The organism is Helicobacter macacae MIT 99-5501 (genome assembly GCF_000507845.1).
GTDB lineage: Bacteria > Campylobacterota > Campylobacteria > Campylobacterales > Helicobacteraceae > Helicobacter_B > Helicobacter_B macacae.
The window spans coordinates 1273701-1294892 of record NZ_KI669454.1; the positions used below are offsets into that span (position 1 = coordinate 1273701).

General features: G+C 40.5%; 22 protein-coding genes. 21 read left to right on the plus strand and 1 reads right to left on the minus strand.

The genetic code is table 11. The annotated features are described in order from the left end of the window. Window positions 1-140 precede the first annotated feature (140 nt). From HMPREF2086_RS05550 to HMPREF2086_RS05645, 20 genes are all read left to right on the plus strand, one after another. Window positions 141-458: a hypothetical protein gene (locus HMPREF2086_RS05550; protein ID WP_023927784.1), complete on the plus strand. Its 318-nt coding sequence runs from the start codon at window positions 141-143 to the stop codon at window positions 456-458. Then, window positions 455-850, plus strand: coding sequence for a hypothetical protein (locus HMPREF2086_RS05555; RefSeq protein WP_023927785.1), 396 nt, complete (start codon window positions 455-457; stop codon window positions 848-850). Before HMPREF2086_RS05550 ends, HMPREF2086_RS05555 begins: the two co-directional genes overlap by 4 nt. Continuing rightward, a complete protein-coding gene (locus HMPREF2086_RS05560; RefSeq protein ID WP_034560406.1) occupies window positions 843-1565 on the plus strand; it encodes a RipA family octameric membrane protein in 723 nt (240 codons plus the stop codon). Before HMPREF2086_RS05555 ends, HMPREF2086_RS05560 begins: the two co-directional genes overlap by 8 nt. Next, complete coding sequence (locus HMPREF2086_RS05565) at window positions 1562-2647, plus strand: hypothetical protein (protein ID WP_023927787.1); 1086 nt, start codon at window positions 1562-1564, stop codon at window positions 2645-2647. Before HMPREF2086_RS05560 ends, HMPREF2086_RS05565 begins: the two co-directional genes overlap by 4 nt. A 21-nt stretch (window positions 2648-2668) precedes the next feature. Further along, window positions 2669-3265: a hypothetical protein gene (locus HMPREF2086_RS05570; RefSeq protein WP_023927788.1), complete on the plus strand. Its 597-nt coding sequence runs from the start codon at window positions 2669-2671 to the stop codon at window positions 3263-3265. Next, window positions 3186-3833 (plus strand): hypothetical protein, encoded by a 648-nt coding sequence (locus HMPREF2086_RS05575; protein ID WP_148374477.1) that lies wholly within the window; start codon window positions 3186-3188, stop codon window positions 3831-3833. The genes HMPREF2086_RS05570 and HMPREF2086_RS05575 overlap by 80 nt, the downstream gene beginning before the upstream one ends. A gap of 46 nt (window positions 3834-3879) precedes the next feature. Then, window positions 3880-4611, plus strand: a complete 732-nt coding sequence (locus HMPREF2086_RS05580; RefSeq protein WP_023927790.1) for an ion transporter — start codon at window positions 3880-3882, stop codon at window positions 4609-4611. Window positions 4612-4904: 293 nt separating this feature from the next. Next, complete coding sequence (tkt, locus tag HMPREF2086_RS05585; protein WP_023927791.1) at window positions 4905-6971, plus strand: transketolase; 2067 nt, start codon at window positions 4905-4907, stop codon at window positions 6969-6971. A gap of 180 nt (window positions 6972-7151) precedes the next feature. Next, on the plus strand, window positions 7152-7673 hold the full coding sequence (gene folK / locus HMPREF2086_RS10800) for a 2-amino-4-hydroxy-6-hydroxymethyldihydropteridine diphosphokinase (protein ID WP_084330363.1): 522 nt from the start codon (window positions 7152-7154) through the stop codon (window positions 7671-7673). Then, window positions 7670-9454: a flagellar biosynthesis GTPase FlhF gene (flhF, locus tag HMPREF2086_RS05595; protein ID WP_023927793.1), complete on the plus strand. Its 1785-nt coding sequence runs from the start codon at window positions 7670-7672 to the stop codon at window positions 9452-9454. Before folK ends, flhF begins: the two co-directional genes overlap by 4 nt. Further along, entirely contained in the window at window positions 9451-10305 is an 855-nt protein-coding gene (locus HMPREF2086_RS05600; RefSeq protein ID WP_023927794.1) for a P-loop NTPase, read from the plus strand. Before flhF ends, HMPREF2086_RS05600 begins: the two co-directional genes overlap by 4 nt. Window positions 10306-10494: 189 nt before the next feature. Continuing rightward, complete coding sequence (locus HMPREF2086_RS05605) at window positions 10495-10884, plus strand: hypothetical protein (protein WP_023927795.1); 390 nt, start codon at window positions 10495-10497, stop codon at window positions 10882-10884. Between the two features lie 18 nt (window positions 10885-10902). After that, a complete protein-coding gene (locus HMPREF2086_RS05610) occupies window positions 10903-11598 on the plus strand; it encodes an RNA polymerase sigma factor FliA (RefSeq protein WP_023927796.1) in 696 nt (231 codons plus the stop codon). Further along, window positions 11591-12661 (plus strand): flagellar motor switch protein FliM, encoded by a 1071-nt coding sequence (gene fliM / locus HMPREF2086_RS05615; RefSeq protein ID WP_023927797.1) that lies wholly within the window; start codon window positions 11591-11593, stop codon window positions 12659-12661. The genes HMPREF2086_RS05610 and fliM overlap by 8 nt, the downstream gene beginning before the upstream one ends. A gap of 129 nt (window positions 12662-12790) precedes the next feature. Beyond that, window positions 12791-13621 (plus strand): flagellar motor switch protein FliY, encoded by an 831-nt coding sequence (fliY, locus tag HMPREF2086_RS05620; RefSeq protein ID WP_023927799.1) that lies wholly within the window; start codon window positions 12791-12793, stop codon window positions 13619-13621. 24 nt (window positions 13622-13645) lie between these two features. Next, window positions 13646-14092 (plus strand): rhodanese-like domain-containing protein, encoded by a 447-nt coding sequence (locus HMPREF2086_RS05625; protein WP_023927800.1) that lies wholly within the window; start codon window positions 13646-13648, stop codon window positions 14090-14092. Window positions 14093-14138: 46 nt separating this feature from the next. Next, window positions 14139-14957 carry a pyrroline-5-carboxylate reductase gene (locus HMPREF2086_RS05630; RefSeq protein ID WP_023927801.1) on the plus strand — a complete coding sequence of 273 codons (819 nt, stop codon included), beginning with the start codon at window positions 14139-14141 and terminating at the stop codon, window positions 14955-14957. 87 nt (window positions 14958-15044) lie between these two features. Continuing rightward, window positions 15045-16235 (plus strand): tryptophan synthase subunit beta, encoded by a 1191-nt coding sequence (trpB, locus tag HMPREF2086_RS05635; protein ID WP_023927802.1) that lies wholly within the window; start codon window positions 15045-15047, stop codon window positions 16233-16235. Continuing rightward, window positions 16228-17034 (plus strand): tryptophan synthase subunit alpha, encoded by an 807-nt coding sequence (gene trpA, locus HMPREF2086_RS05640; RefSeq protein ID WP_023927803.1) that lies wholly within the window; start codon window positions 16228-16230, stop codon window positions 17032-17034. Before trpB ends, trpA begins: the two co-directional genes overlap by 8 nt. A 421-nt stretch (window positions 17035-17455) precedes the next feature. After that, window positions 17456-18289, plus strand: coding sequence for a hypothetical protein (locus HMPREF2086_RS05645; RefSeq protein ID WP_023927804.1), 834 nt, complete (start codon window positions 17456-17458; stop codon window positions 18287-18289). 12 nt (window positions 18290-18301) lie between these two features. Here HMPREF2086_RS05645 and hisD read toward each other — a convergent pair whose 3' ends face one another. Beyond that, on the minus strand, window positions 18302-19624 hold the full coding sequence (gene hisD, locus HMPREF2086_RS05650; RefSeq protein ID WP_023927805.1) for a histidinol dehydrogenase: 1323 nt from the start codon (window positions 19622-19624) through the stop codon (window positions 18302-18304). A 176-nt stretch (window positions 19625-19800) separates the two neighbouring features. Between hisD and HMPREF2086_RS05655 the strand changes: the two genes are divergently transcribed. Then, window positions 19801-21012 carry a phosphoglycerate kinase gene (locus HMPREF2086_RS05655; protein ID WP_023927806.1) on the plus strand — a complete coding sequence of 404 codons (1212 nt, stop codon included), beginning with the start codon at window positions 19801-19803 and terminating at the stop codon, window positions 21010-21012. Window positions 21013-21192: the final 180 nt, after the last annotated feature.

Genomic DNA, 21192 nt, shown 5'->3' on the forward strand with positions numbered 1-21192 from the left:
CTTTTTGCGTTTTTAGTTTTTTTCTGCATTTTTATATATTTTCTAGCTTCTACCCCTTGACAAGGCTTTTTTTTTTTTTTTGTATAATCGCTCGGTTTTTTGATTTGCCCCAAAGGGAAGAAAAAATGAAAAGGAGAAAAATGGCAGAATTCTATCCATTCAATGAAGCAGGGTGTGAAATCCTCTATGAAAACCCTCATTTTTCAGTGGCTTTTGGCTGGGATAAACAAAATGAATACTACTCTGTGGGTATGCGCTGGAGTGGCTTAGCAAACCCATATCCCTTAAGTCCTAGAGGAGATGGAAAGCCACAATGGTTTATACTGCATTGGGATTTGGCAGTGGAGTTTCTAAAATCGCTAAAAGCACAAAGTAGTGCCAATCAAAACGCGATAGATGAAGCAATAGAGAAGCTACAAAAACAACAACACCAAAATCTACAAGGGGTAAAGAGATGAGTTTTTCAGAAGCATTTCGTAGTCGTGTTTTTTTGGCTATTGGTATTGCATTTGTAGTTGGACTTTTAGTTTTTGTTTGTTCTGATGACGAAGAAGCAGCAGCATTCAATGCGCTTGTGGCATTTTTTTTGGGCTTTTTTATCGCTGTTTTAATTCTCTTGTTTGCGATTTTGTCTACCAAATGTCCAAAATGCAAAAAATACCTTTGCTTTAAGGAATATAAACACGAGGATTTATCTCGTGATGTTGTCTCAAAAAAAGTTAAAGATAATGAGTTGGGGACTAAACTAGAGCATTATGCAGTTGGCAAACGAAAGCATTACTACGAGTGCGATAAATGCGGATACGAATCAACTTCTATAAGAGACTATAAAGACAAAATCGATGTCTAGGAAAGCGGACTTGGAACATAAGCTAGAAATGTATAAGATTCTCTATGGTGCTTATGCCGATGAGATAAAAAATCTTTGGCAACGCTCAATATTTCTAGGAGCGTTTATGGTGCTTGTGTGGAGTGGCTATGGTGCGTTGCAACTAAAAGCCATAGAGCCAAAGATTGTAGAAAATCTCGCCCAAAGTGTGCAAAATGGGGAGACAAACACTCTTGTATATATCTCTACTTCTCTTGGACTTTGCGCGGTGATTATCGTGTTATCTTGGCTATGGATAGCTATGGCAAAAGGCTCAAAGTTTGTCCAAGAAGCCCACGAGGAGCATATCAAAAACTTTGACTTCCAAAATGATGATATAAAAAATCTCTTTTGTGATTTGGATTCTTATGAATATACAAAACACATAGATTCTAAAATCAATACCAAAGACAAAACACTAAATCCAAAACTTAATGGTGGGTTGTTTTTCTATGGAGTGTTGCAACCATATCGCTACTCGCCTAGCAAAATCAATATCGCACTTGGGTGGGTAAGCTGCCTGCTAGGTATTGTGCTCTTTGTCGCACATATTATGAGTATATTTTGCACGACATTATGCCTAATAGGGTGCATTGTGCTTATTTTGGGTATCTTTGTGGTGTTGTGTTTTTCATCAAAACGCTTAAAAGTTACCTTAAGAGGCAGGGGAAACATAGCAAAAAAGGAGCAAGAATGAAAAAATGGCTATTTGGTTATTTTGCGTTGGTAATGTTTGCAAATGCAAGCATATTTGTAGAGTCCGTAGGACTAGGCGAGAGTGTGCAAAGCGCGAAGAAAGACGCTATAAACAACGGCATAAGGGAAGCTGTGGGCGAGTATGTCCGCGCTAAGCAGACATTGCAAGATGAGAATCTAAACGAGCAGATTTTCAACTTCTCAAATGCCTACTTGCTAGACTATAAACAGCTAAGTGTAAGCAAACTACCAAATGGAATGTATGAAGTCAAAGCCAAGCTAGAGATAGAAGATGGCAAGCTAGTAGGTGTGCTAAGAGATTTGCAAGTAGATGTCAAAAATGTAGATGATGGGACATTCAAAGTCTATGTAAGCGAGAAGCAAAAGCAAATAGATAGCTTTGCCAAACTGTTTGATGAAGTGGTGCTAGAGCCTTTGCGAAGTGGGGAAGCCTATCAAGTAAAGGTGCTAAACTTTGAGCCTTGTGAGCTAAGTAGCAGAAAAAACGCAACTTGCAGAAATGGGCAATATATCATATCTTTTAGTATGGACTATCAAAGGGGATATTTGGAAGGGGTAGCAAAACTGCTAAAAAGTGCGGGAGCGCAAAAATGCCCCAATCCTCAACCAACAGAAGGATTAAGAAAAGAAGTAGCGTTTTTTCTATTTGGGGAATGTATCTTTTTGCCTAGAAAGTTTAGCGACACGATTGATTTGAACCTGCACCAGCGGCAGGGAATAGCGATTTTGCGGTTAGAACTACTTGATGAAAATAAAAAAACCATAGCATCTTTTTCGCCAAATGAAAAAAATACAAATGGTTTATTTATTAAACAAAATTCCATTCTTTATTCCCCTCACAATCCTGCAGATTTATGTCACCTTATGAGTATGCGAAACCCCTTTAATGCACATAGTTTTTTTTCAAGTTGTTTTGATTTTCCTAGAGAATTTATATATTCATTTTACAGTCAAATGACTTTTGTACATACAAAGAATATTTTTCCATACTACGCGATGATAGATTCTGAAACAATCGCACGAATCAAAGAGATAAAAATCTCTTTTGAGCCTCGAAAATAAATCTAGAACAAAGGAGCAACAATGGGTAAAAACTTTTTGTCAATCAGCGTGCTTATCTTGTGTAGCGCATTTGGCACACTACAAGCACAGCAAGAATTTAGTGCTACTAATGGCGTGGTATATAAGCTAAATAATGACGGAAGCCTAAAGAGTATCAAGGCACGCGAGGAAGCAGATATGCTGATAGGCGATAGGCGAGATGAGCAATCGTGCATCAAAAAAGCCACACTAAAGGCAAAAGCAGAAATAGCTAAGTTTCTAAAAGAGGGGATAAAGGCAGAGGAGACGCTCTCCAACATAGAAAAAACCCTTAGCGATACAAAAGCTGGAGCTAGTCGCAAAATCGCTGAAACACTTTCACAAAATATATCCTCTCAAGCAGAGGCGTTGCTTCGTGGTGTGATTGTGCTAGAATCCAAAGTATTTCGTGCGGAAAAATACTGCGAAGTAACGCTAGGAATGAGCGAAAAAAGTATGAATGCAGCCCAAAGCACACAAAACGCGCTTGATAAGTCATTTAGTGGAGGAAAAATAGGCAATGAAGCAAAGCCGCGCACGCAAGAAGCACAAAGCGATGATTCCACACATAGACGCTCGCCACACTACAATGATTTCTAAAATTTCTAAGTGCGCTTTTTTGTGGGTTTTGCCACTTTGCTTCGCGTGTGTAGCAAATGCGTTTGACATAGATACATTTGCCACAAATGCGCTAAAAAATGGGCAGATAAACCAAAATGCGCAATCTCAAATCATAGAGCAAGAAAACTTTATCATCGCATTTGTATCCCTCACAAATCCACTGCAAGATAGAGAAGCAAAGCTAGCACACAAAGGCGAGCTGTATGCCAAACTAGCGATTTTTGAGCACTATCAAGCAAGGGATAAAAAGCTAAAAAGTCTGCAGATTTCTAATGCTCTGCACTCTTCTATCATAAAGCACAACAACAAAATCTATCTAGCCCTAGCGATAAATCACGCAAATATCACAAAATCTTATGATGAATCTAGTGAGCAAAACACACGCGAAATCTACGCACAAAAAGCCAAAATGCTAGAATCTAGCTTGAAGCAAGATGATGATATATCCACGCTAAAAGAACTTGCGCGTATATATGAGAGGCTAGGAGAGATTGAAAAGTATGATGAGATACAAGAGAGAATCTTGCAAAAAGAGTTTGAGTTTTAGCTAAATCATCAGCAAATAGCGACACTACGGATAGAAGCACAAACAAATGTCAAATGTATTGCATAAGCCAAGAAAGAATCTTAGAAATTTTTTTGAAACAAAAATATATGCCTTTGGGATTAGTCTTATCATCGTTATAAACGCTATCACGCTTGGGTTAGAGACTTCTGCGTATTTTAGGATAAATGCAGAGCTTATCTTAAATGTCATTGATGAGATTTGTCTAGGTATTTTTGCGCTTGAATTGTTTTTGAGAATCTTTGCTTTTGGATTTGGATTTTTTATAGACAAAAATCAAAAAGGGTGGAATCTTTTTGATTTTATCATCATAGCACTTAGTATTTTTGGGATAAGTGAAATGAGTATTTTACGCTCACTAAGGATTTTTCGGGTTTTGCGACTTGTGTCCGTGCTTCCACAGATGCGACTAATCACAGAAGCAATGCTTCACACCCTGCCAAGTCTAGTGAGTATTTTGGCTTTGATTTTGGTGTTTTTTTATATGTATGGTGTGCTATGTGTAAATCTTTTTGGTGGGGCATTTCCACAATTTTTTGGGACTTTGGGCGTGAGCTTTTATACGCTTTTTCAGATAATGACACTAGATAGCTGGAGTTCAAACATAGCTTTGCCCATAATCAAAGTATATCCTTACGCTTGGATAGTGTTTATAAGCTTTATTTTAATCATAAGCTATGTGGTGCTAAATCTTATCGTAGGTGTAGTCGTAGAGGCTATCGCAGAAATCAAAGAACGCACAAGAAAAGCAAAATCCTAGATAAAAGCGATATAAAAGCAAAAACAAAAGCGCAGTGGGGGGCAAAATCTTATAAAAATCATATTTTTATCCACACTCCAAATAGATGATTTATCACAAAAAGTGCCGAAACCTAACCAAAATCCCAAAATACACAACAAAAACGCACAAACACTTCCTAAAACTTCAAAAACTTCTGCCTAGCTAAGAGATTTTATAAGATTTTTTTGGCACAATTACATACAAATTTTATTTGAAGCGACATTTTGCGTGATTTCTTAGCGCGAAAATTTACAAATATAAGGTAGCACCAAATGCAAAAATCCCCCAAATCCCAAAACACACCCGATACACTCTCACAAAATCTAACCAAACTATCCAAGCAAAACGAACCACTACTAAAGCAAATGGCAAAAGAGCTACGCTTTTTGTGTGCTGATATTGTCGAGGGGGCAAATAGCGGACACCCCGGCACTCCTATGGGACTAGCTGAAGTCGCCACCACGCTTAGCTATCATATCGCGCTAAATCCCAAAAATCCCAAATGGCTAAACCGAGATAGACTTGTATTTAGTGGTGGGCACGCTAGTGCGCTGCTATACTCACTACTGCATTTGTGGGGGTTTGATATTAGCTTAGATGATTTACGCAATTTTCGCAAGCTAGGCTCAAAAACTCCCGGACACCCCGAATACCCACTAACTCAAGGTGTAGAAATCACCACAGGACCGCTAGGGCAAGGCATAGCAAACGCACTAGGATTTGCCCTAAGTGCAAAATATGCTAACTATCTTTTTGACAAAAACTCCCCACAAGACAAAGCGCAAAAAGACGAAATCCTAAACCACAAAGTCTATTGCATTTGTGGCGATGGGGATTTGCAAGAGGGAATCAGCTATGAAGCAGCCTCTCTAGCAGGACATCATAAGCTAAATAACCTAATCATCATCTATGATAGCAACAATATCACTATCGAGGGCGAAGTAGGAGTGGCTTTTAGCGAAAATGTCAAAGCGCGATTTGAAGCGCAAGGCTTTAGCGTGTATGAGTGCGATGGGCACGACTTTTTTAGCATAGACTGTGCTTTGGCACAAGCTAGGGCAAACACCACTTCCCCCACGCTCATCATCGCCCACACCACTATCGGCAAAGGAGCTAGCACGCTAGAGGGTAGCCACAAAACTCACGGCGCACCACTTGGTGCAGAGATTTTGGCTGAATCCAAAAAAAAAGCGGGACTAGATTCTACTAAATCATTTTATATAAGCGATGAAGTGCGATTTGGCTTTGCCACCACGCAAGAAGTCGGTGCAAGCTTGCAGGCGCAATGGGAGCAAGATTTAAGCAAAAATGACAAAGAGATTTTAGAAGCATTACTCCACCCTGATTTTAGCGCGATAAAATATCCTAGATTTGAAGTGGGAGCAAGTGTAGCTACACGCTCAAGCAATGGCAAAATCTTAAATGCGATTAGCAAAGAGATTTTGGGATTTTTGGGCGGTAGCGCAGACTTAGCACCGAGCAATAACACCGCGCTAGAAAACGAGGGGGATTTCCCAAATGGCAAAATAGCGCACTTTGGGATACGAGAGCACTCTATGGGTGCGATATGCAATGGTATAGCAAACTATGGGCTGTTTTTGCCTTTTTGTGCGACATTTTTTGTATTTAGCGACTATATGGCGGCAAGTGTGCGTGTGGCGAGTATTATGCGCTCTAAGGTTTTTTATATCTGGACACACGATTCTATCGGTGTGGGCGAAGATGGAGCTACTCATCAGCCTGTTGAGCAGCTAAGCCATTTCCGTGCTATGCCAAATCTGCTTGTTTTTCGTCCCGCAGATGCAAACGAAAATATTGCTTGCTGGCAAGTGGCTCTGCATTCTAGCACACCTTGCGCGTTTGTGCTATCTAGGCAAAATCTACCCGTGCTAGAATCTAGTAGTGTAGAGTGTGTCTCAAAAGGTGCTTATATCATTAAAGACATTGGGCAAAAATCTCAAAATACACCCGCCCAAAATACGCCACCTCAAATAACCACTCCTCAAATAACTCTACTTGCAAGCGGTAGCGAGGTGCACACCTGCCTAAGTGCAGCCCAAATCCTAGAATCTAGCGGTATTCCTACTCGTGTGGTTAGTATGCCTTGCTTTGATTTGGCATTGCAAAATAGAGAATATGTGGATTCTTTGCTTGGTGGCAAAGTGCTAGCTGTGGAAGCTCTAAGAGGGCTAGAGCTATATGCTTTTGCTGATAGTGTGCTAGGAATGGATAGTTTTGGGCACTCTGGCAAGGGCGATGAGCTGTTTAAGCATTTTGGGTTTAGTGCCCAAAACATCGCAAATCGTGCTAAAGAAATGCTAGAATCCAAAAATAAATAAATAAAAAGCGTAGCAAAAATGACAAAAGCAAATAAAGATAAAAGCACGATGAGTGGGATTCATCAAATCATTTGCACAAAAGGATTCCCAAGTGCCTGCGCTCCAAAAAATCATACTTCAAAAAACCCTGCTTCAAAAAGCCACATTTCAAAAACATTGTCCTCAAAAATATTAGTTTCAATGCCTTCAAAATCTCTAGCTTCAAAGGCTTCAAAATCTGTCGTTTTAGGCATAGGTGCAAATATCGGCACGCAAGATAAAATCTTGGCTAGATTTTGGCATTTGCTTTGCTTTTTTGCTTCACATTCTAGGATTTTTGGCATTTCTACAAGCCCGATTTATCGCAATCCCCCCTTTGGCTACGCCAATCAAGCGCATTTTTATAATGCGCTTGTAACTCTTAGCACCTCGCTTAGCCTTTTGCAAATCTACGCGCTTGTGTTTTATGCCGAGCGAAAATTTGGACGAGTGCGCAAAAGGGAATTTAAAAACGCACCAAGAATGATTGATATTGATATTATTTTTTATAGCGATTGTATCTTTAGGGCGAAATATCTCACGCTTCCGCACCCTAGCTATCACAACCGCGCAAGCGTGCTGATACCTATGCTTTGCTTACTATATCAGCAAGGCAAAATGCAAAGATACGCTTGCAAAATTACAAAATCCAAAGATTTAAGGCAAAATAAGGGGCAAAAATGAAAACTTTTACTTTTAGTGGAGAAACTCCTGCAGAAGCACTAAAAAAAGCTAGAGACGCGCTAGGCGATGACGCGATGATAATCCAAACCAAAGAAGTTCGCAAAAAATCGCTAAACCAAGCAGGACTATACGAACTCGTGGTGGGGGTAAGTGATGAAATGGCTTTAGGCAATGGTATGGATTCTCTCCAAAATGTGCAAGCCCAAGATACAGAAAACATAGAATCCCTGCCCAAAAACAGCATAAAGCGCAGGCTTAGCGAAATACAAGAGCGAGAGTTTGCCGAGAAAAAACGACAAAAAAATCTAAGCAAAATGCTAGATGATGATGTAACCATACAGCTTTCAGACGCAGTGCGAGAAATCCGCGAAGTAATGGGCACACCAAGCCCTGTAAACACAGCCAACAAAAGGCGTGGTAAAAAAAGCGAAAAACTCATCTTGCCCCAAACCTCACAAATCGAGCTACGCGAGGAAGAGGAGGAAGTGCAAGACACGCAAACATATAGCCAACTAGAAGAGCAAAATCTGGCAAATGTGGAAAGCACAGATGATGAGTATGGATTTGACTTTGGCGGCGATTATGAAGCAAATGACTTTGGCAAGGCAAATGCCTACGCACAAGCAAGGGCGTATAACACCCTAGAATCTATCCAAAATATCAGCCAAAATCTAAACAATGAAAAGCAGATTGCACCAAAAAAGATAAGCCCCAAAATCATATCAAAAGACAACAAAGAAGCCCTAAAAAGTGCGCTAAAAAAAATCAAAAATGCACGCACGCAAGGCGAGCAGCAAGCTGGACAAGCCCTGCTAGACACCATAGAATCAAAGCAAGCAAACTCTCAAGCAAGCCTAGAATCTGGCGCGTTTAAAGACATTTATAGCGAGCTAAAATCCCTAAATGACAAAATCAAACTTATCCAAAACACGCTTTGGGAGGAGAAGCGTCCAAGTATGGGCATAGAAGTGCCAAAAGAGTTTGCCGAAATCTATCGCATAGCCAAAGCAAGCGGTATGAATAAAGACCATATCGAAGAGATTATGCGCTTAAGTTTAGAATTTATGCCACTGAAGATGCGCTCACAAAGTGCGACTATCAAGCGATATTTCCGCGAAGTGATGAGGAAAATGATATATTGCCGCAAAGAAAGTGGTGTAGGCAAAAAAATAATGATGTTTGTAGGACCCACAGGAGTTGGCAAAACCACCACTATCGCAAAGCTAGCGGCTAGATTTTCACAGATTTTGCCACAAAAAAAGAAAGTAGGTATCATCACGCTAGATGATTACCGCATAGGTGCTATGGAGCAGCTTGCTTGGTATGCTCGCAAAATGCGGCTAAGTATCGACTCTGTAAGCGAGCCAAGCGATTTTTTGAACAAAATCGAAGCGATAAGGTATTGTGATTATATACTTATCGACACTGCTGGGCATTCTCAATACGATAAGCAAAAGATAAACGCGCTTAAAAAGTTTGTCAAAAATGACGAATATAAGATAGATGTAACGCTCGTGCTATCAGCTAGCACCAAGTATGAGGACTTAAAAGACGCTTACTCCTCGTTTGGCGAGCTAGAGATAGATACGCTTATCTTTAGCAAACTTGATGAAGCACGCGGGCTTGGCAATATATTTTCCCTCGTCTATGAGACAAAAAAGCCCATAAGCTACCTATGCGTAGGGCAGGAAGTGCCAAGCGATGTGATTGTAGCAGACAATAATTATCTCGCCGATTGTTTGATGGGCGGGTTTTTTTACCCTGATAAGGAAACAAAATGAATCAAGCACACAACTTAGAATCTATGATGAAATCCCCTAGAAAAACTACGGCGAAGTTTATCGCCGTTACTTCAGGCAAGGGAGGTGTGGGGAAGTCAAATATCTCGGCAAACCTTGCATATTGCCTACACAAAATGGGCTATCGCGTGGGGGTGTTTGACGCGGATATTGGGCTAGCGAACTTGGACTTAATCTTTGGTGTAAAGACAGAAAAAAATATTTTGCACGCACTAAAAGGCGAAGTGGATTTTAGAGAAGTCATCTATGAAATAGAGAACGGACTTTACCTCATACCGGGGGATAGCGGGGAGGAGATTTTGCGATATTCTTCTACAAATATGATTGAGGATTTTGCGGGGGATACGGATATTTGGAATCTATTTGATTATGTAGTGGTAGATACAGGTGCGGGGATAAGCAATATGACACAAGCATTTTTGCGCGCAAGTGATTATATCATCGTAATCACAACTCCAGAGCCCTCATCAAAAACCGATGCCTACGCTATGCTAAAGGTAAATTCTAAATTCACAAATGAATGTATGATGCTTGTAAATATGGCAAACACGCAAACACAGATTACCCAAGTGTTTGACACGATTTACAAAGTCGCTCAAAAAAATATCCCGGGTTTGCGCTTGCAGCTTTTGGGTGGATTTACCGTAAATAACGCCCTTAAGCAAGCGATTTTGCGCAGAAAAATAATGTGTAAAGTTGAGCCAAATAATATTTTTTCTACCGCTATGCAGACAATCGCAAAAAGGCTTGTCGATAAAATGGAACATAATATGCTTGAAAAACCAACAGAAACCGTTGGGAGTTTCTTTAAGCGGATTTTGGGCTATTTGTAGGATTTTATTAAGTGTTTTCTTAAGGGTTTCAAAGAGCGTGCTTCAAGCACTTCTATAATCCCAAAGATAAGATTCTAAGCAGGAGTTTTTAGAGTAGTTTTTTATGCTAGTGCTTGTTTCTAGCAATCTTGCGATAAAATCTTTTCCAAACAAGTGAGAAAATCCAGTAAATACCATTAAAGGGCAAAAATGCGTCTCTCAAACTTTATCAATCTCTCTGTTGTCGCGGGATTTTTCATCGGACTAACGATAGGGTTGGTAAAATTTGATGAGCCTGAACTTATTTTGTTTCTTCTTATTATCGTTACGATATGTATGTATCTCATCTCTCTCACTATGGCAGCAGTTTATACTTATATCCAAGACCCCAAACCTAGCTCTATGCTTACAAATAAAGACTACATTGAGCAACAGCTTGATTATTTTGACGGCGAGTTTGACCATACGGAGAAAGAAGCTAGAGCGATTGCGCGATTTATCGCTAGCTTTGAGCTAAGCGAGGAGCAAGAGACTATTGCACAAACAGCACAAAATGCCCCAGCCAACGCCACAAACACCCTTGAGCTAAATCCTGCCTAAAAGCGCAAAAGGATTCCCGTGATACCACAAGCCTACAAAAACGCCAGCCAAAATAGCCAAGATGAGCTAGCCGTAGCCTACTTGCCCGCTGTCAAAGCTATGGCATATCGCATAAAAGAGCGACTACCTGCGCATCTCGAAGTGAGTGAGCTTATCTCTATCGGCACGGAGGAGCTACTAAAGCTAGCAAGGCGATATGATGAAAATCTAAATGATTCTTTTTGGGGCTATGCAAAATCTCGTGTGTATGGGGCTATGCTTGACTATCTGCGTGCGCTTGATGTCGTCTCGCGTTCTTCGCGCAAGCTTATCAAAGCCATTGATGCAGAAGTCAGCAAATATTTTAACGAACACGAGGAAGAGCCAAGTGATGAATACCTTGCAAAAGTGCTAAATGAAAGCGTAGACAAAATCAAAGAAGCAAAAATCGCTTCTGATATTTATGTGCTTGTGCCAATCGATGAACAATACAACATTATGGAGCCTACAAATATCATTGATAAACTCGAAAAAGAAGAGCTCGTAGCCAAAATCCAATCCGTGCTAAAAACTTTCCCACAACGAGAACAGCTCATAATCCAGCTTTATTTTTTAGAGGAGCTAAGCCTAAGTGAAATCAAAGATATTTTGCATATAACAGAATCTAGGATTTCACAAATTGCAAAAGAAGTGATAAAAAAGATTCGATTTTCATTAGGAGAACAAAATGGCTGATATACTAAGTCAAGAAGAGATAGACGCCCTCCTAGAAGCAGTCGATGATGGCAAAGATGATGATACGCTTAGTCGTAGCGACATACTTCCGCAGCGACAAGTAACGCTATATGACTTCAAGCGACCAAACCGCGTAAGCAAAGAGCAGCTTCGCGCTTTTCGCTCTATCCACGACAAAATGGCGCGTGCACTCTCTAGCCAGATTTCAGCGGTTATGCGCTCTATCGTGGAGATTCAGCTCCATAGCGTAGACCAGATGACTTATGGCGAGTTTTTGATGAGCTTGCCAAGCCCTACGAGTTTTAATGTTTTCTCGATGAAGCCACTTGATGGCACGGGCGTGCTAGAGATAAATCCTAGCATTGTGTTTCCTATGATTGATAGACTTTTGGGAGGCAAGGGCGACCCTTATGACAATTCACGCGAGTTTAGCGACATTGAGATAAACCTGCTTGATACGATTTTGCGACAAGTGATGCAGACACTAAAAGAAGCGTGGAGCTCTATAACAGATATGTATCCAAGCATTGATGCAAAAGAATCAAGCCCAAATGTCGTGCAGATTGTCGCGCAAAACGAAATCGTAATAATGGTGGTAATGGAGCTTATCATAGGGCATTCTAGCGGTATGATAAACTTTTGTTATCCCGTCATCTCACTAGAATCAATTTTGCCTAGACTTGGTAGCCGAGATGTAAATCTAGGCGAGACAAACTCCAAAAAATCACGCAACAAAGAGCTACAAGCCCTAATCGGTGGTGCAGATGTGGGCGTAGAAGCATTTATCGGTGGGACAAATCTCACGCTAAAAGAAGTGCTAGACTTGCAAGTAGGCGATGTGATACGACTAAACGAACCTGCGAGCGATGATGTCATCGTAAGCATTGATGGGCGTGAAAAATATCGCGCAAATATTGGCTTGCAAAGATTCCGCAAATCTATCAAAATCCAAGAAGAAATCCTAACCGAAAAAGACAAAGTCAAAGAGCTTCTTGAAATGCTTGAAACACAGCGCAAAAACAAAATCGAAGATGCCGAAAATGAGGAAGAAGAAGAGGATTAAAAAAGGAAAACCAAAATGAATCCAAAAAAGATTTTGATAAAATCAAAAAGCCATAACCGCACGCATAATCACAAGCATAGCACCACCCAAAAAGCCAAAATCAAAAAAGCCAAAAAGGAGGAAGCATAAATGGATAGCCCATTTTTTAAGCTACTCATACAAGAGACTATTTCTACGATTGAGGGCTTGACAGGCAATGCACCAAGCGTAGAATTCAAAAGAGGTGGCAGTGTCAATGATATTGTAAGCACATTTCCTTGTGCATTTACCACGATAAATGTCAGTGGCGATGTGAGCGCAAAAGCAGGGATTATAACGCCTATTGAGCTTGTAACAGCACTAAGTGATTTGATGCTAGGTGGCGAGGGGAATAGCCAAAGCGAGGCTACAAACGATGATTTGGACGCCACAAAAGAGATAAATTCTAATGTCTTTGGCGCGATAGCTACTTCACTAAAATCTCAAGGCGATTTGCCAAATCTAGATTTTGAAATAGTAGGAATTGAAGTGATAGATGACGCTTCAAAGCTAGCGGATTTTAGCAACGCCTATGAGCTATCTTTCTCGCTAAATAGAGCAAACTCTAGCTATGTGGGGCTTATCTCAAAAGAGCTAGTGCCTTACTTTGAGGGAGGGAGTGCTAGCCCTGCAGCTAGCGCAGGAGGGGCTCACCCTGCCCTAAGCCCAGAAGAAATCCGCAATATCGGTATGCTACTTGATGTAAACCTAACCGTCAAAGTCCGCATAGGGCAAAAGAAAATGCTACTAAAAGATGTCATCTCTATGGATATAGGCAGTGTCGTAGAGCTAAATCAGCTTGCAAATGACCCGCTAGAAGTGCTTATCGACAACAAAGTCATAGCCAAAGGCGAAGTAGTCATAGTCGATGGAAACTTCGGCATACAAATCACAGATATTGGCACAAAGCGCGAACGACTAGAACAGCTAAGGGGCGTGTGATAAGCAGCACAAAGGCAAACATATATGAGAAAAATACCAGCGCATTTTTCGCTAGCTATGGCTGTTTTTAGCGATGATTTAAGTGGAGATTTATCAAGTGATTTAGCCAAAATCCAAAAGTTTTATGAGGATTCTAGCCCAAATCCTAATCAAAATTTTAACAAAAACAGCTCGTTAGATTGCCCTACCACACAAGCCCAAATCATAGACATTCGCCAGCCACAAGACTACAAGCAAAAGCACATAAAAGGTGCAAAAAATATCAGTGATTTTGAAAGCCTATCACGCGAGATTTTATCTAATCCAAATATAAAGTTTCTGCTTCACTGCTACTCGGGCTACACTGTGGCAATGATAGGAAGCGAGATTGTAGAAATGGGTGCAAAAAATGTATTTTTCTTTGATGAGAGTTTTGAGGATTTGTATGCCGCACTAGAGCAAAATCCTAAAAATGAAGTAAAATCCAAATAAAAAAAACACCCCGAAAAAATCCCACAAAAAAAATGAGGAAAAAATAATGCCAAAAACTCCCCAAACTATCATTATCATAGGCTATGGAAATATGGCTAGTGCTATTGCAAGCGCACTAGATAAACAAGGCAAATACACGCTTGAAATCTGTGGCAGGGATTTTAAAAAAGCACAAGATTTTGTGAAAGAAAACGCACTTAAAAACGCTAAGGCAATAGATTTAATGCTATCAAAAGATTCCCAAAAAGACTCTGCCACCCAAACAATCAACTTGCAAGATAAAATCGCCCTGCTTTGCATAAAGCCCTATGGACTTTCTAGCTTTAGCTATGAGGGTGTTGCAAAGGGCGCATATAGCACACTTGCAGGGGTAAATATCGCTACATTGTGCTCTTTCATCAAGTCGCAATACTTTGTCAAACTTATGCCAAATGTGGGGGCGAAATATTGCCACTCCGCCACAGCAGTGTTTTTATCTAGTGATAATTGCGACTTCAAACAAGAGGCAAAAGAAATAATCCAAAGTTTTGGCAATGCAGTGTTTGTAAATAATGAAAGTCTAATTGATAGCGCGATTGCTACAAGTGGCTCTTCTCCCGCTTTTATCGCGCTTGTAGCGCAAAGCCTCATAGATGCGGGCGTGCAAGAGGGGCTATCTCGCCCTGATTCTCTAGCACTTGTGCGAGAGACTTTTAAGGGATTTGCTTTTCTTTTAGATAGTGCATTGCCCCAAGAGATTATCGAGTCGGTTACCACACCAGCAGGCACGACAGCGCAAGGACTAGCAGTGCTAGAATCAAAAGCTGTGCGTGGAGCGTTTCTAAAAGCCTGCAAAGCGAGTGTAAAAAAAGCTCGCAAAAAATAAAACCACAAAAAAAACTACACACAAATAAATGCACAAAACAACCAAAATCTACAACAATATCCCTACAAAACAAAGGAGTGTGCCACAATGAAAGCCATAAATGGATACTTTGGCGAATATGGAGGGCGATTTATCCCAGAAACACTTATGAATGCAGTATTGGAGCTAGAATCTGCCTATGAAACATACAAAAACGACAAGGAGTTTAGCACTACACTAAATAGAATGCTAAAAGAATATGTAGGACGCCCTTCATTGCTGTATTTTGCACAAGCTATGAGCAACGACTTGGGTGGGGCAAAAATCTACCTAAAAAGAGAGGACTTAAACCACACAGGCTCGCACAAAATCAACAATGTGCTAGGGCAGATTTTGCTTGCGCAAAAAATGGGCAAATCTCGTATAATCGCTGAAACGGGAGCAGGACAGCACGGAGTAGCCACCGCCACAGGTGCTGCACTAATGAAAATGGAGTGCGAAATATTTATGGGCGAAGAAGACGCCAAAAGACAAACACTAAATGTCTATCGTATGCGACTTTTGGGTGCGAAAGTAAATGTCGTTACAAGCGGGACTTCCACACTAAAAGACGCAGTAAGCGAAACGATGAGGGAGTGGACCTCACGCATAGATGACACACACTATGTGCTAGGTTCTGTTATGGGACCGCACCCTTTTCCAACGATTGTGCGGGATTTTCAGAGTGTGATTTCGCGTGAGATAAAATCCCAAATACTCCAAAAAGAGGGTAGATTGCCCGATATTGTGTTAGCTTGTGTGGGTGGTGGGAGCAATGCTATTGGCGCGTTTTATCACTTTTTGGAGGACTTAGATGTCAATCTTATCGGCATAGAAGCCGCAGGTAAAGGCATAGACACACCAGAAACCGCTGCAACTATCAGCACGGGCAAAGTAGGCATTTTTCACGGAATGAAATCGTATTTCTGCCAAGATGATTTTGGGCAAATCGCACCTGTGTATAGCATAAGCGCGGGACTTGACTACCCGGGCATAGGACCAGAGCACGCTTACTTACACGATAGTGGGAGAGTGGATTTTGTGCCTATCGGCGATGATGAAGCGGTAGAAGCGTTTGAATACCTCTCAAAAATGGAGGGGATAATCCCCGCCATAGAGAGCGCACACGCCCTAGCACACGCCCTAAAAATAGCCCCCAAAATGTCAAAAGACAAAATAATCGTAGTAAACCTATCAGGTAGAGGGGACAAAGACTGCGCCGCACTAGCAAGATATAGAGGAGAGAAAATCTATGACTAAGGGAAATAAGCTAGATTCCAAATACGCGCTTTGCGAAGCGTTTGACAAAAAAGGTAAAAAAGCCTTTATACCATTTATCACTTGCGGGTATCCTAGCCTAGATTTAAGCGAGCAAATCATCTACGCGCTAGAGCAAAACGGAGCAGATATTATTGAAATAGGGATTGCTTTTTCTGACCCTGTGGCAGAGGGAGAAACTATCCAAAAAGCAAGCGCGCAAGCATTGCAAAACGGCGTGCATTGTGAAGAAGTGTTTGCTCTAGTCAAAAAAGTGCGAGACAAAATCCACGCACGACTCGCCTTTATGACTTATGCAAATATCGTGTGTGCTTATGGCGTAGATAGGTTTATCACGCAAATGGCGTCTTTGGGCGTGGGCGGGCTGATTTTGGCTGATGTGCCCTATGAGGAAAAGAGCGTTTTTGCAAAGGTGTGTCAAAAGTATGGAGTGGATTTTATATCACTCATCGCGCCTAGCTCCAAAAGCCGAGTGGATATGATAGCAAAAGAAGCAAGCGGGTTTATTTATTGTGTAAGCTCGCTAGGCGTTACAGGTATGCGAAGTGAGTTTGACAAAGGGCTAGAATCTATGGTTGGCGAGATACGCAAATCCTCTAGCGTGCCTGTAGCTGTGGGGTTTGGAATCTCAAATGCCACCCAAGCAAAAGAAGTAGCCAAGTATGCAGATGGCGTAATCATCGGTAGCGCAATAATGAAAATCTGCGAACAACACAAAGAACAATGCGTAAGCCATATCGTTACATTTGCACGCGAAGTGCGAGAAGCATTAGATAGTTAGGATTTTTAGATTTTGTAAAATCTAGCTTGTTTTGACTTTTTTAACTTTCTCTTTTAACTTTTTTTTGATTCTAAAAATTTTCCACCAAAAAATTACCAAAAACCTACCAAAATCACAGAATCATAAAAAATATAATCATTTCATATTTTTTATGATATTGCGTATTTTTAATTATTTTTACACATTTTTGTATAAAATAGTAACATATTTGTATTTTTTACAAAGATTAAAATATATTTTAATTGACAAATTATTTTTTATTCACTTATAATTTGCTTGCCACCCCAAAAAGAATTGATAAAATCTTTTTCTTTAAGTTCTTTATAAAATTCTCTTAATTTTAGTTAATGTTGCTTTGTTTTTACAAAATCATATTAAACAAAAATGCAAAAATCAAATCACATAAACAAGGTGCGCAAAAATGAATATAGCACTTAAAAAATCACTTTTTATGCCCATTATTTGTGGACTACCACTATCGCTTTTATCTGCGAAATATATCTGCGCAGAGGGTGCAAAAGGATTTTGGTGTAGCACATCAAAAATGGGAGTAGGCACATATTACGCGCATTATAAACACCCAAAAATCAATCATTTTGGCGGACATCTTAGCGTGTCCTCTCTGTATTGGAAAGAAAGATTTAGTATAGGAGCGGATATAAGCGGAGGGCTAGGAGAGCAAAAAATATCAAGTGATTTTTTTGATTCTGCTCCCAAAAACTCATTTGGTGGCTTTTTGGGATTTGGGCTGTATTCGGGGGTAAATCTTGGCGATTTTCTAAAAAATGAGATACAAAATCCATTTATTTTGCATTTTTCCACTTCATTTCACTTCGATAACTATGGCTTAAGAAACAATATACCTGATACGCTGTTTTTTACACTTGGTGCTGGACTAAGTAGCATAAAGACAATAGACAAATTTAGCCTAGAATACTCCCTAAACTACGGCTATGTCGTGTATGGCTCATATCGATTTATTGAGCGCAAAAATCCAAATAGTCTTGCAATCTCACGCAGAAGCGAATCTACAATAGGACACAATAGCCACGAAGCAAAGGCTAGCCTTGCAATAACCTATAATAGTTTTTATGCAAAGTTTAGCTGCATTTATCGCTTTTTAGATGATTCCAAAGAAGTGTGGGTAAAGAAATTTAGCACCGATTCTGCAACTTACCGCTTGGGCTATCCCCACACGCACAATCTCATCACTATGCTTGAAGTGGGATATAGCTTTGGGGAGTTTGGCAAATAGTCAAATTCTAATTTAGATTTTGGTTATTTGCATTCTAGCTAGCACGGCTTGTGCGTGAGCGTCTAAATCCTCCAAATGTGCCAAATGCGCACAAGGCTTGCCAAGAGTGCTTATAGCGTCTTTGGAAAAATAAATCACAGAGCTTTTTTTCATAAAATGCTCCACCCCCAAAGGCGAGAAAAACCTCGCACTTCCGCCTGTGGGAAGCGTGTGATTTGGTCCTGCGAGATAGTCGCCTATGGGTTCTGGCGTGTGTGTGCCTAGAAATATCGCGCCTGCATTTTTCACACTAGGCAATAGCTCAAAAGGACTTGCCACCATTAGCTCCAAATGCTCTGGCGCAAGCGCATTGCAATAATGAGTGCATTGGGCTATGTCTTTGCAGATAATAATCGCGCCTCTGTTGTCAATACTTGATTTTGCTATGTGCTTTTTAGGCAAAGTATCCAAAATCGCTTCTACTTTCTCGGCTACGATTTTGGCTAGATTTTCATCATCTACAAACAAAAATGAGCTTGCCATCTCATCGTGCTCTGCTTGAGATAGCAAATCGTGCGCTAGATATGTCGCATTTGCACTACTATCAGCGATGATAGCAATCTCACTAGGTCCAGCTATCATATCAATCCCCACTTCGCCAAAGACAAGTTTTTTTGCACTAGCTACATAAATATTGCCCGGTCCTGTGATGACATCTGCTTTTTTTATGTGCGGATTTGCTTGGCTTTTTGACACTCCAAATGCCATTAGTCCCACTGCGCTTGCCCCACCGACTTTATAAATTTCTTTTATGCCACAGATATGCAGTGCCGCTAGCAAAAGCGCGTTTGTCTGCATATCTGGCGTAGGTGTGCATACAAATATTGATTCTACGCCCGCTACGATTGCAGGGATAGCATTCATAAGCAGTGAGCTAGGATAGCTTGCCTTGCCCCCCGGTATATATAGCCCTGCCCTCTCCACAGGCGTATATTTCGCACCTAGCACGCTACCATTTGATTCAAAGTCAAGCCACGATTGGCGTTTTTCTTTTGAGTGAAAAGCATAGATTCTATCATAAGCTATGTGCAAAGCCTCTTTTGTGTCTTTATCTAGCGCGTCATAAGCCTCCTTACACTCACTAGGAGAAATGCTTAAATCCTCCAAACTTTTGGGACTCCACCTATCAAATCTCTCTACTTGAGATAGTAGCGCACTAAGTCCATTTTCACGCACTTCGCGCAAGATAGATTCTACTTTTGGTATTACTTCGCTTATATCCTCGCTTCCACGCAAAAGGATTTTTTCAAACTCGTTTTCAAAGCCTTTTTGTGAGCTATTTAGAATCTTTATCATTGTTTTCTCCTTAAATTTATGTCATTATCTTATGGCGTTGTGCCAAGCATTTTATAGCCAAAAAGCATTATAGCATTTAATTGCCAAAAAAGCCTTAAGGGATTTTAGCTTAATAGTTTTATGGTATCATTTCGCCCGATTATTTACTATAAATAAACCAAACAAAAGGAGCGCAAATGGAGCAAGTCGCGGGCATTTCCTTTATGCAAAAAGTAAAGACGGTTAAAGATATTGAGCTAAAAAATAAGCGGATTTTGATTCGTGTTGATTTTAATGTTCCAATGGACGAAGAATTTGACATTAGCGATGATACGCGCATACGAGAAGCACTGCCCACTATCAATTATTGCGTAGATAATGAGCCAAAGTGCATAGTGCTTGTAAGTCATCTAGGACGCCCCAAAGGCAAGCAAGCAGAATTCTCACTAAAGCATATTTTAAAGCGACTGGAGAGATTGCTTGATAGAAATGTGCTTTTTGCTGATTCTATTGATTCACTTGGCTCTTTGCAGAGTGAAGCAGAAGAGGGAAGTATCATTTTGCTAGAAAATATTAGATTTTATGAGGGAGAAGAAAAAAACAGCGATGAGCTAAGCAAAAATCTAGCAAACCATTGCGATGTGTTTGTCAATGACGCATTTGGGACAAGCCACAGAGCGCACTCGAGCACTTATGGCGTAAGCAAATTTGTCAAAGAAAAAGTAGCAGGACTTTTGCTAAAAAAAGAAATAGATTCTTTTGCCAAAGCCCTAGCAAATCCGCTAAAACCCGTGCTTCTAATCGTAGGGGGTAGCAAAGTGAGCTCAAAACTCGCCCTGCTAGAAAATATCCTTTCTGTGGTGGATAAAATCATCATAGGCGGTGCTATGAGCAATACATTTCTTGCTTCTTTGGGCTATGATATGGCAGACTCTATGGTAGAAAACGACTTGATAGATGAAGCAAAAAAAATCCTGCAAAAAGCAAAAGAAAAAAATGTCAAAATCTATTTGCCTGTCGATGTGGTAAGCACTGATGACATAAAAGAACACCAAAATATCAAAATCACTCCCGCCCAAGATGTCCCTCAAGGCTACAAAGCAGTAGATATGGGACCTGCTAGCACGAGGCTATTTAACGAAGTCATACAAGCAAGCCAAACAATAATATGGAATGGACCACTTGGAATTTATGAGATTTCACAATTCTCGCGCGGAACATTCAACCTAGCCCACGCTATCGCAGATACTTATGCCTTTTCACTAATCGGTGGTGGCGACACAGCAGACGCGGTAGAAAAAGCAGGGGAGCGCGATAATATGAGCTTCATATCCACAGGTGGTGGAGCAAGCCTAGAGTTGCTAGAGGGTAAGATTTTGCCCGCATTTGAAGTGCTAGACAAAAAATAATCTACTTTAGATTTTGCTTGTATATTTTAGCCCAAAAGCCAAACTTTAAGATTTTTTAGCAATATTTTTTTTAGATTTTGCCTTTTTAGATTTTTGCAATATTTGCAATATTTGCTGATTTGGCAAATGGCACTTTTTGGCGCGGAATCAGTGCTTAGATTTTTGGCTAGATTTTGGCTA

What these genes read in the sequence shown, in the direction of transcription:
- HMPREF2086_RS05645 (WP_023927804.1), top strand. Translation starts at nt 17,456, where the DNA reads ATGAATATAGCACTTAAAAAATCACTTTTTATGCCCATTATTTGTGGA.
- HMPREF2086_RS05560 (WP_034560406.1), top strand. Translation starts at nt 843, where the DNA reads ATGTCTAGGAAAGCGGACTTGGAACATAAGCTAGAAATGTATAAGATT.
- HMPREF2086_RS05600 (WP_023927794.1), top strand. Translation starts at nt 9,451, where the DNA reads ATGAATCAAGCACACAACTTAGAATCTATGATGAAATCCCCTAGAAAA.
- folK (WP_084330363.1), top strand. Translation starts at nt 7,152, where the DNA reads ATGCCTTCAAAATCTCTAGCTTCAAAGGCTTCAAAATCTGTCGTTTTA.
- HMPREF2086_RS05575 (WP_148374477.1), top strand. Translation starts at nt 3,186, where the DNA reads ATGAAGCAAAGCCGCGCACGCAAGAAGCACAAAGCGATGATTCCACAC.
- trpA (WP_023927803.1), top strand. Translation starts at nt 16,228, where the DNA reads ATGACTAAGGGAAATAAGCTAGATTCCAAATACGCGCTTTGCGAAGCG.
- HMPREF2086_RS05565 (WP_023927787.1), top strand. Translation starts at nt 1,562, where the DNA reads ATGAAAAAATGGCTATTTGGTTATTTTGCGTTGGTAATGTTTGCAAAT.
- HMPREF2086_RS05570 (WP_023927788.1), top strand. Translation starts at nt 2,669, where the DNA reads ATGGGTAAAAACTTTTTGTCAATCAGCGTGCTTATCTTGTGTAGCGCA.
- tkt (WP_023927791.1), top strand. Translation starts at nt 4,905, where the DNA reads ATGCAAAAATCCCCCAAATCCCAAAACACACCCGATACACTCTCACAA.
- HMPREF2086_RS05550 (WP_023927784.1), top strand. Translation starts at nt 141, where the DNA reads ATGGCAGAATTCTATCCATTCAATGAAGCAGGGTGTGAAATCCTCTAT.
- HMPREF2086_RS05625 (WP_023927800.1), top strand. Translation starts at nt 13,646, where the DNA reads ATGAGAAAAATACCAGCGCATTTTTCGCTAGCTATGGCTGTTTTTAGC.
- HMPREF2086_RS05555 (WP_023927785.1), top strand. Translation starts at nt 455, where the DNA reads ATGAGTTTTTCAGAAGCATTTCGTAGTCGTGTTTTTTTGGCTATTGGT.
- trpB (WP_023927802.1), top strand. Translation starts at nt 15,045, where the DNA reads ATGAAAGCCATAAATGGATACTTTGGCGAATATGGAGGGCGATTTATC.
- flhF (WP_023927793.1), top strand. Translation starts at nt 7,670, where the DNA reads ATGAAAACTTTTACTTTTAGTGGAGAAACTCCTGCAGAAGCACTAAAA.
- HMPREF2086_RS05630 (WP_023927801.1), top strand. Translation starts at nt 14,139, where the DNA reads ATGCCAAAAACTCCCCAAACTATCATTATCATAGGCTATGGAAATATG.
- hisD (WP_023927805.1), bottom strand. Translation starts at nt 19,624, where the DNA reads ATGATAAAGATTCTAAATAGCTCACAAAAAGGCTTTGAAAACGAGTTT.
- HMPREF2086_RS05605 (WP_023927795.1), top strand. Translation starts at nt 10,495, where the DNA reads ATGCGTCTCTCAAACTTTATCAATCTCTCTGTTGTCGCGGGATTTTTC.
- fliY (WP_023927799.1), top strand. Translation starts at nt 12,791, where the DNA reads ATGGATAGCCCATTTTTTAAGCTACTCATACAAGAGACTATTTCTACG.
- fliM (WP_023927797.1), top strand. Translation starts at nt 11,591, where the DNA reads ATGGCTGATATACTAAGTCAAGAAGAGATAGACGCCCTCCTAGAAGCA.
- HMPREF2086_RS05580 (WP_023927790.1), top strand. Translation starts at nt 3,880, where the DNA reads ATGTCAAATGTATTGCATAAGCCAAGAAAGAATCTTAGAAATTTTTTT.
- HMPREF2086_RS05655 (WP_023927806.1), top strand. Translation starts at nt 19,801, where the DNA reads ATGGAGCAAGTCGCGGGCATTTCCTTTATGCAAAAAGTAAAGACGGTT.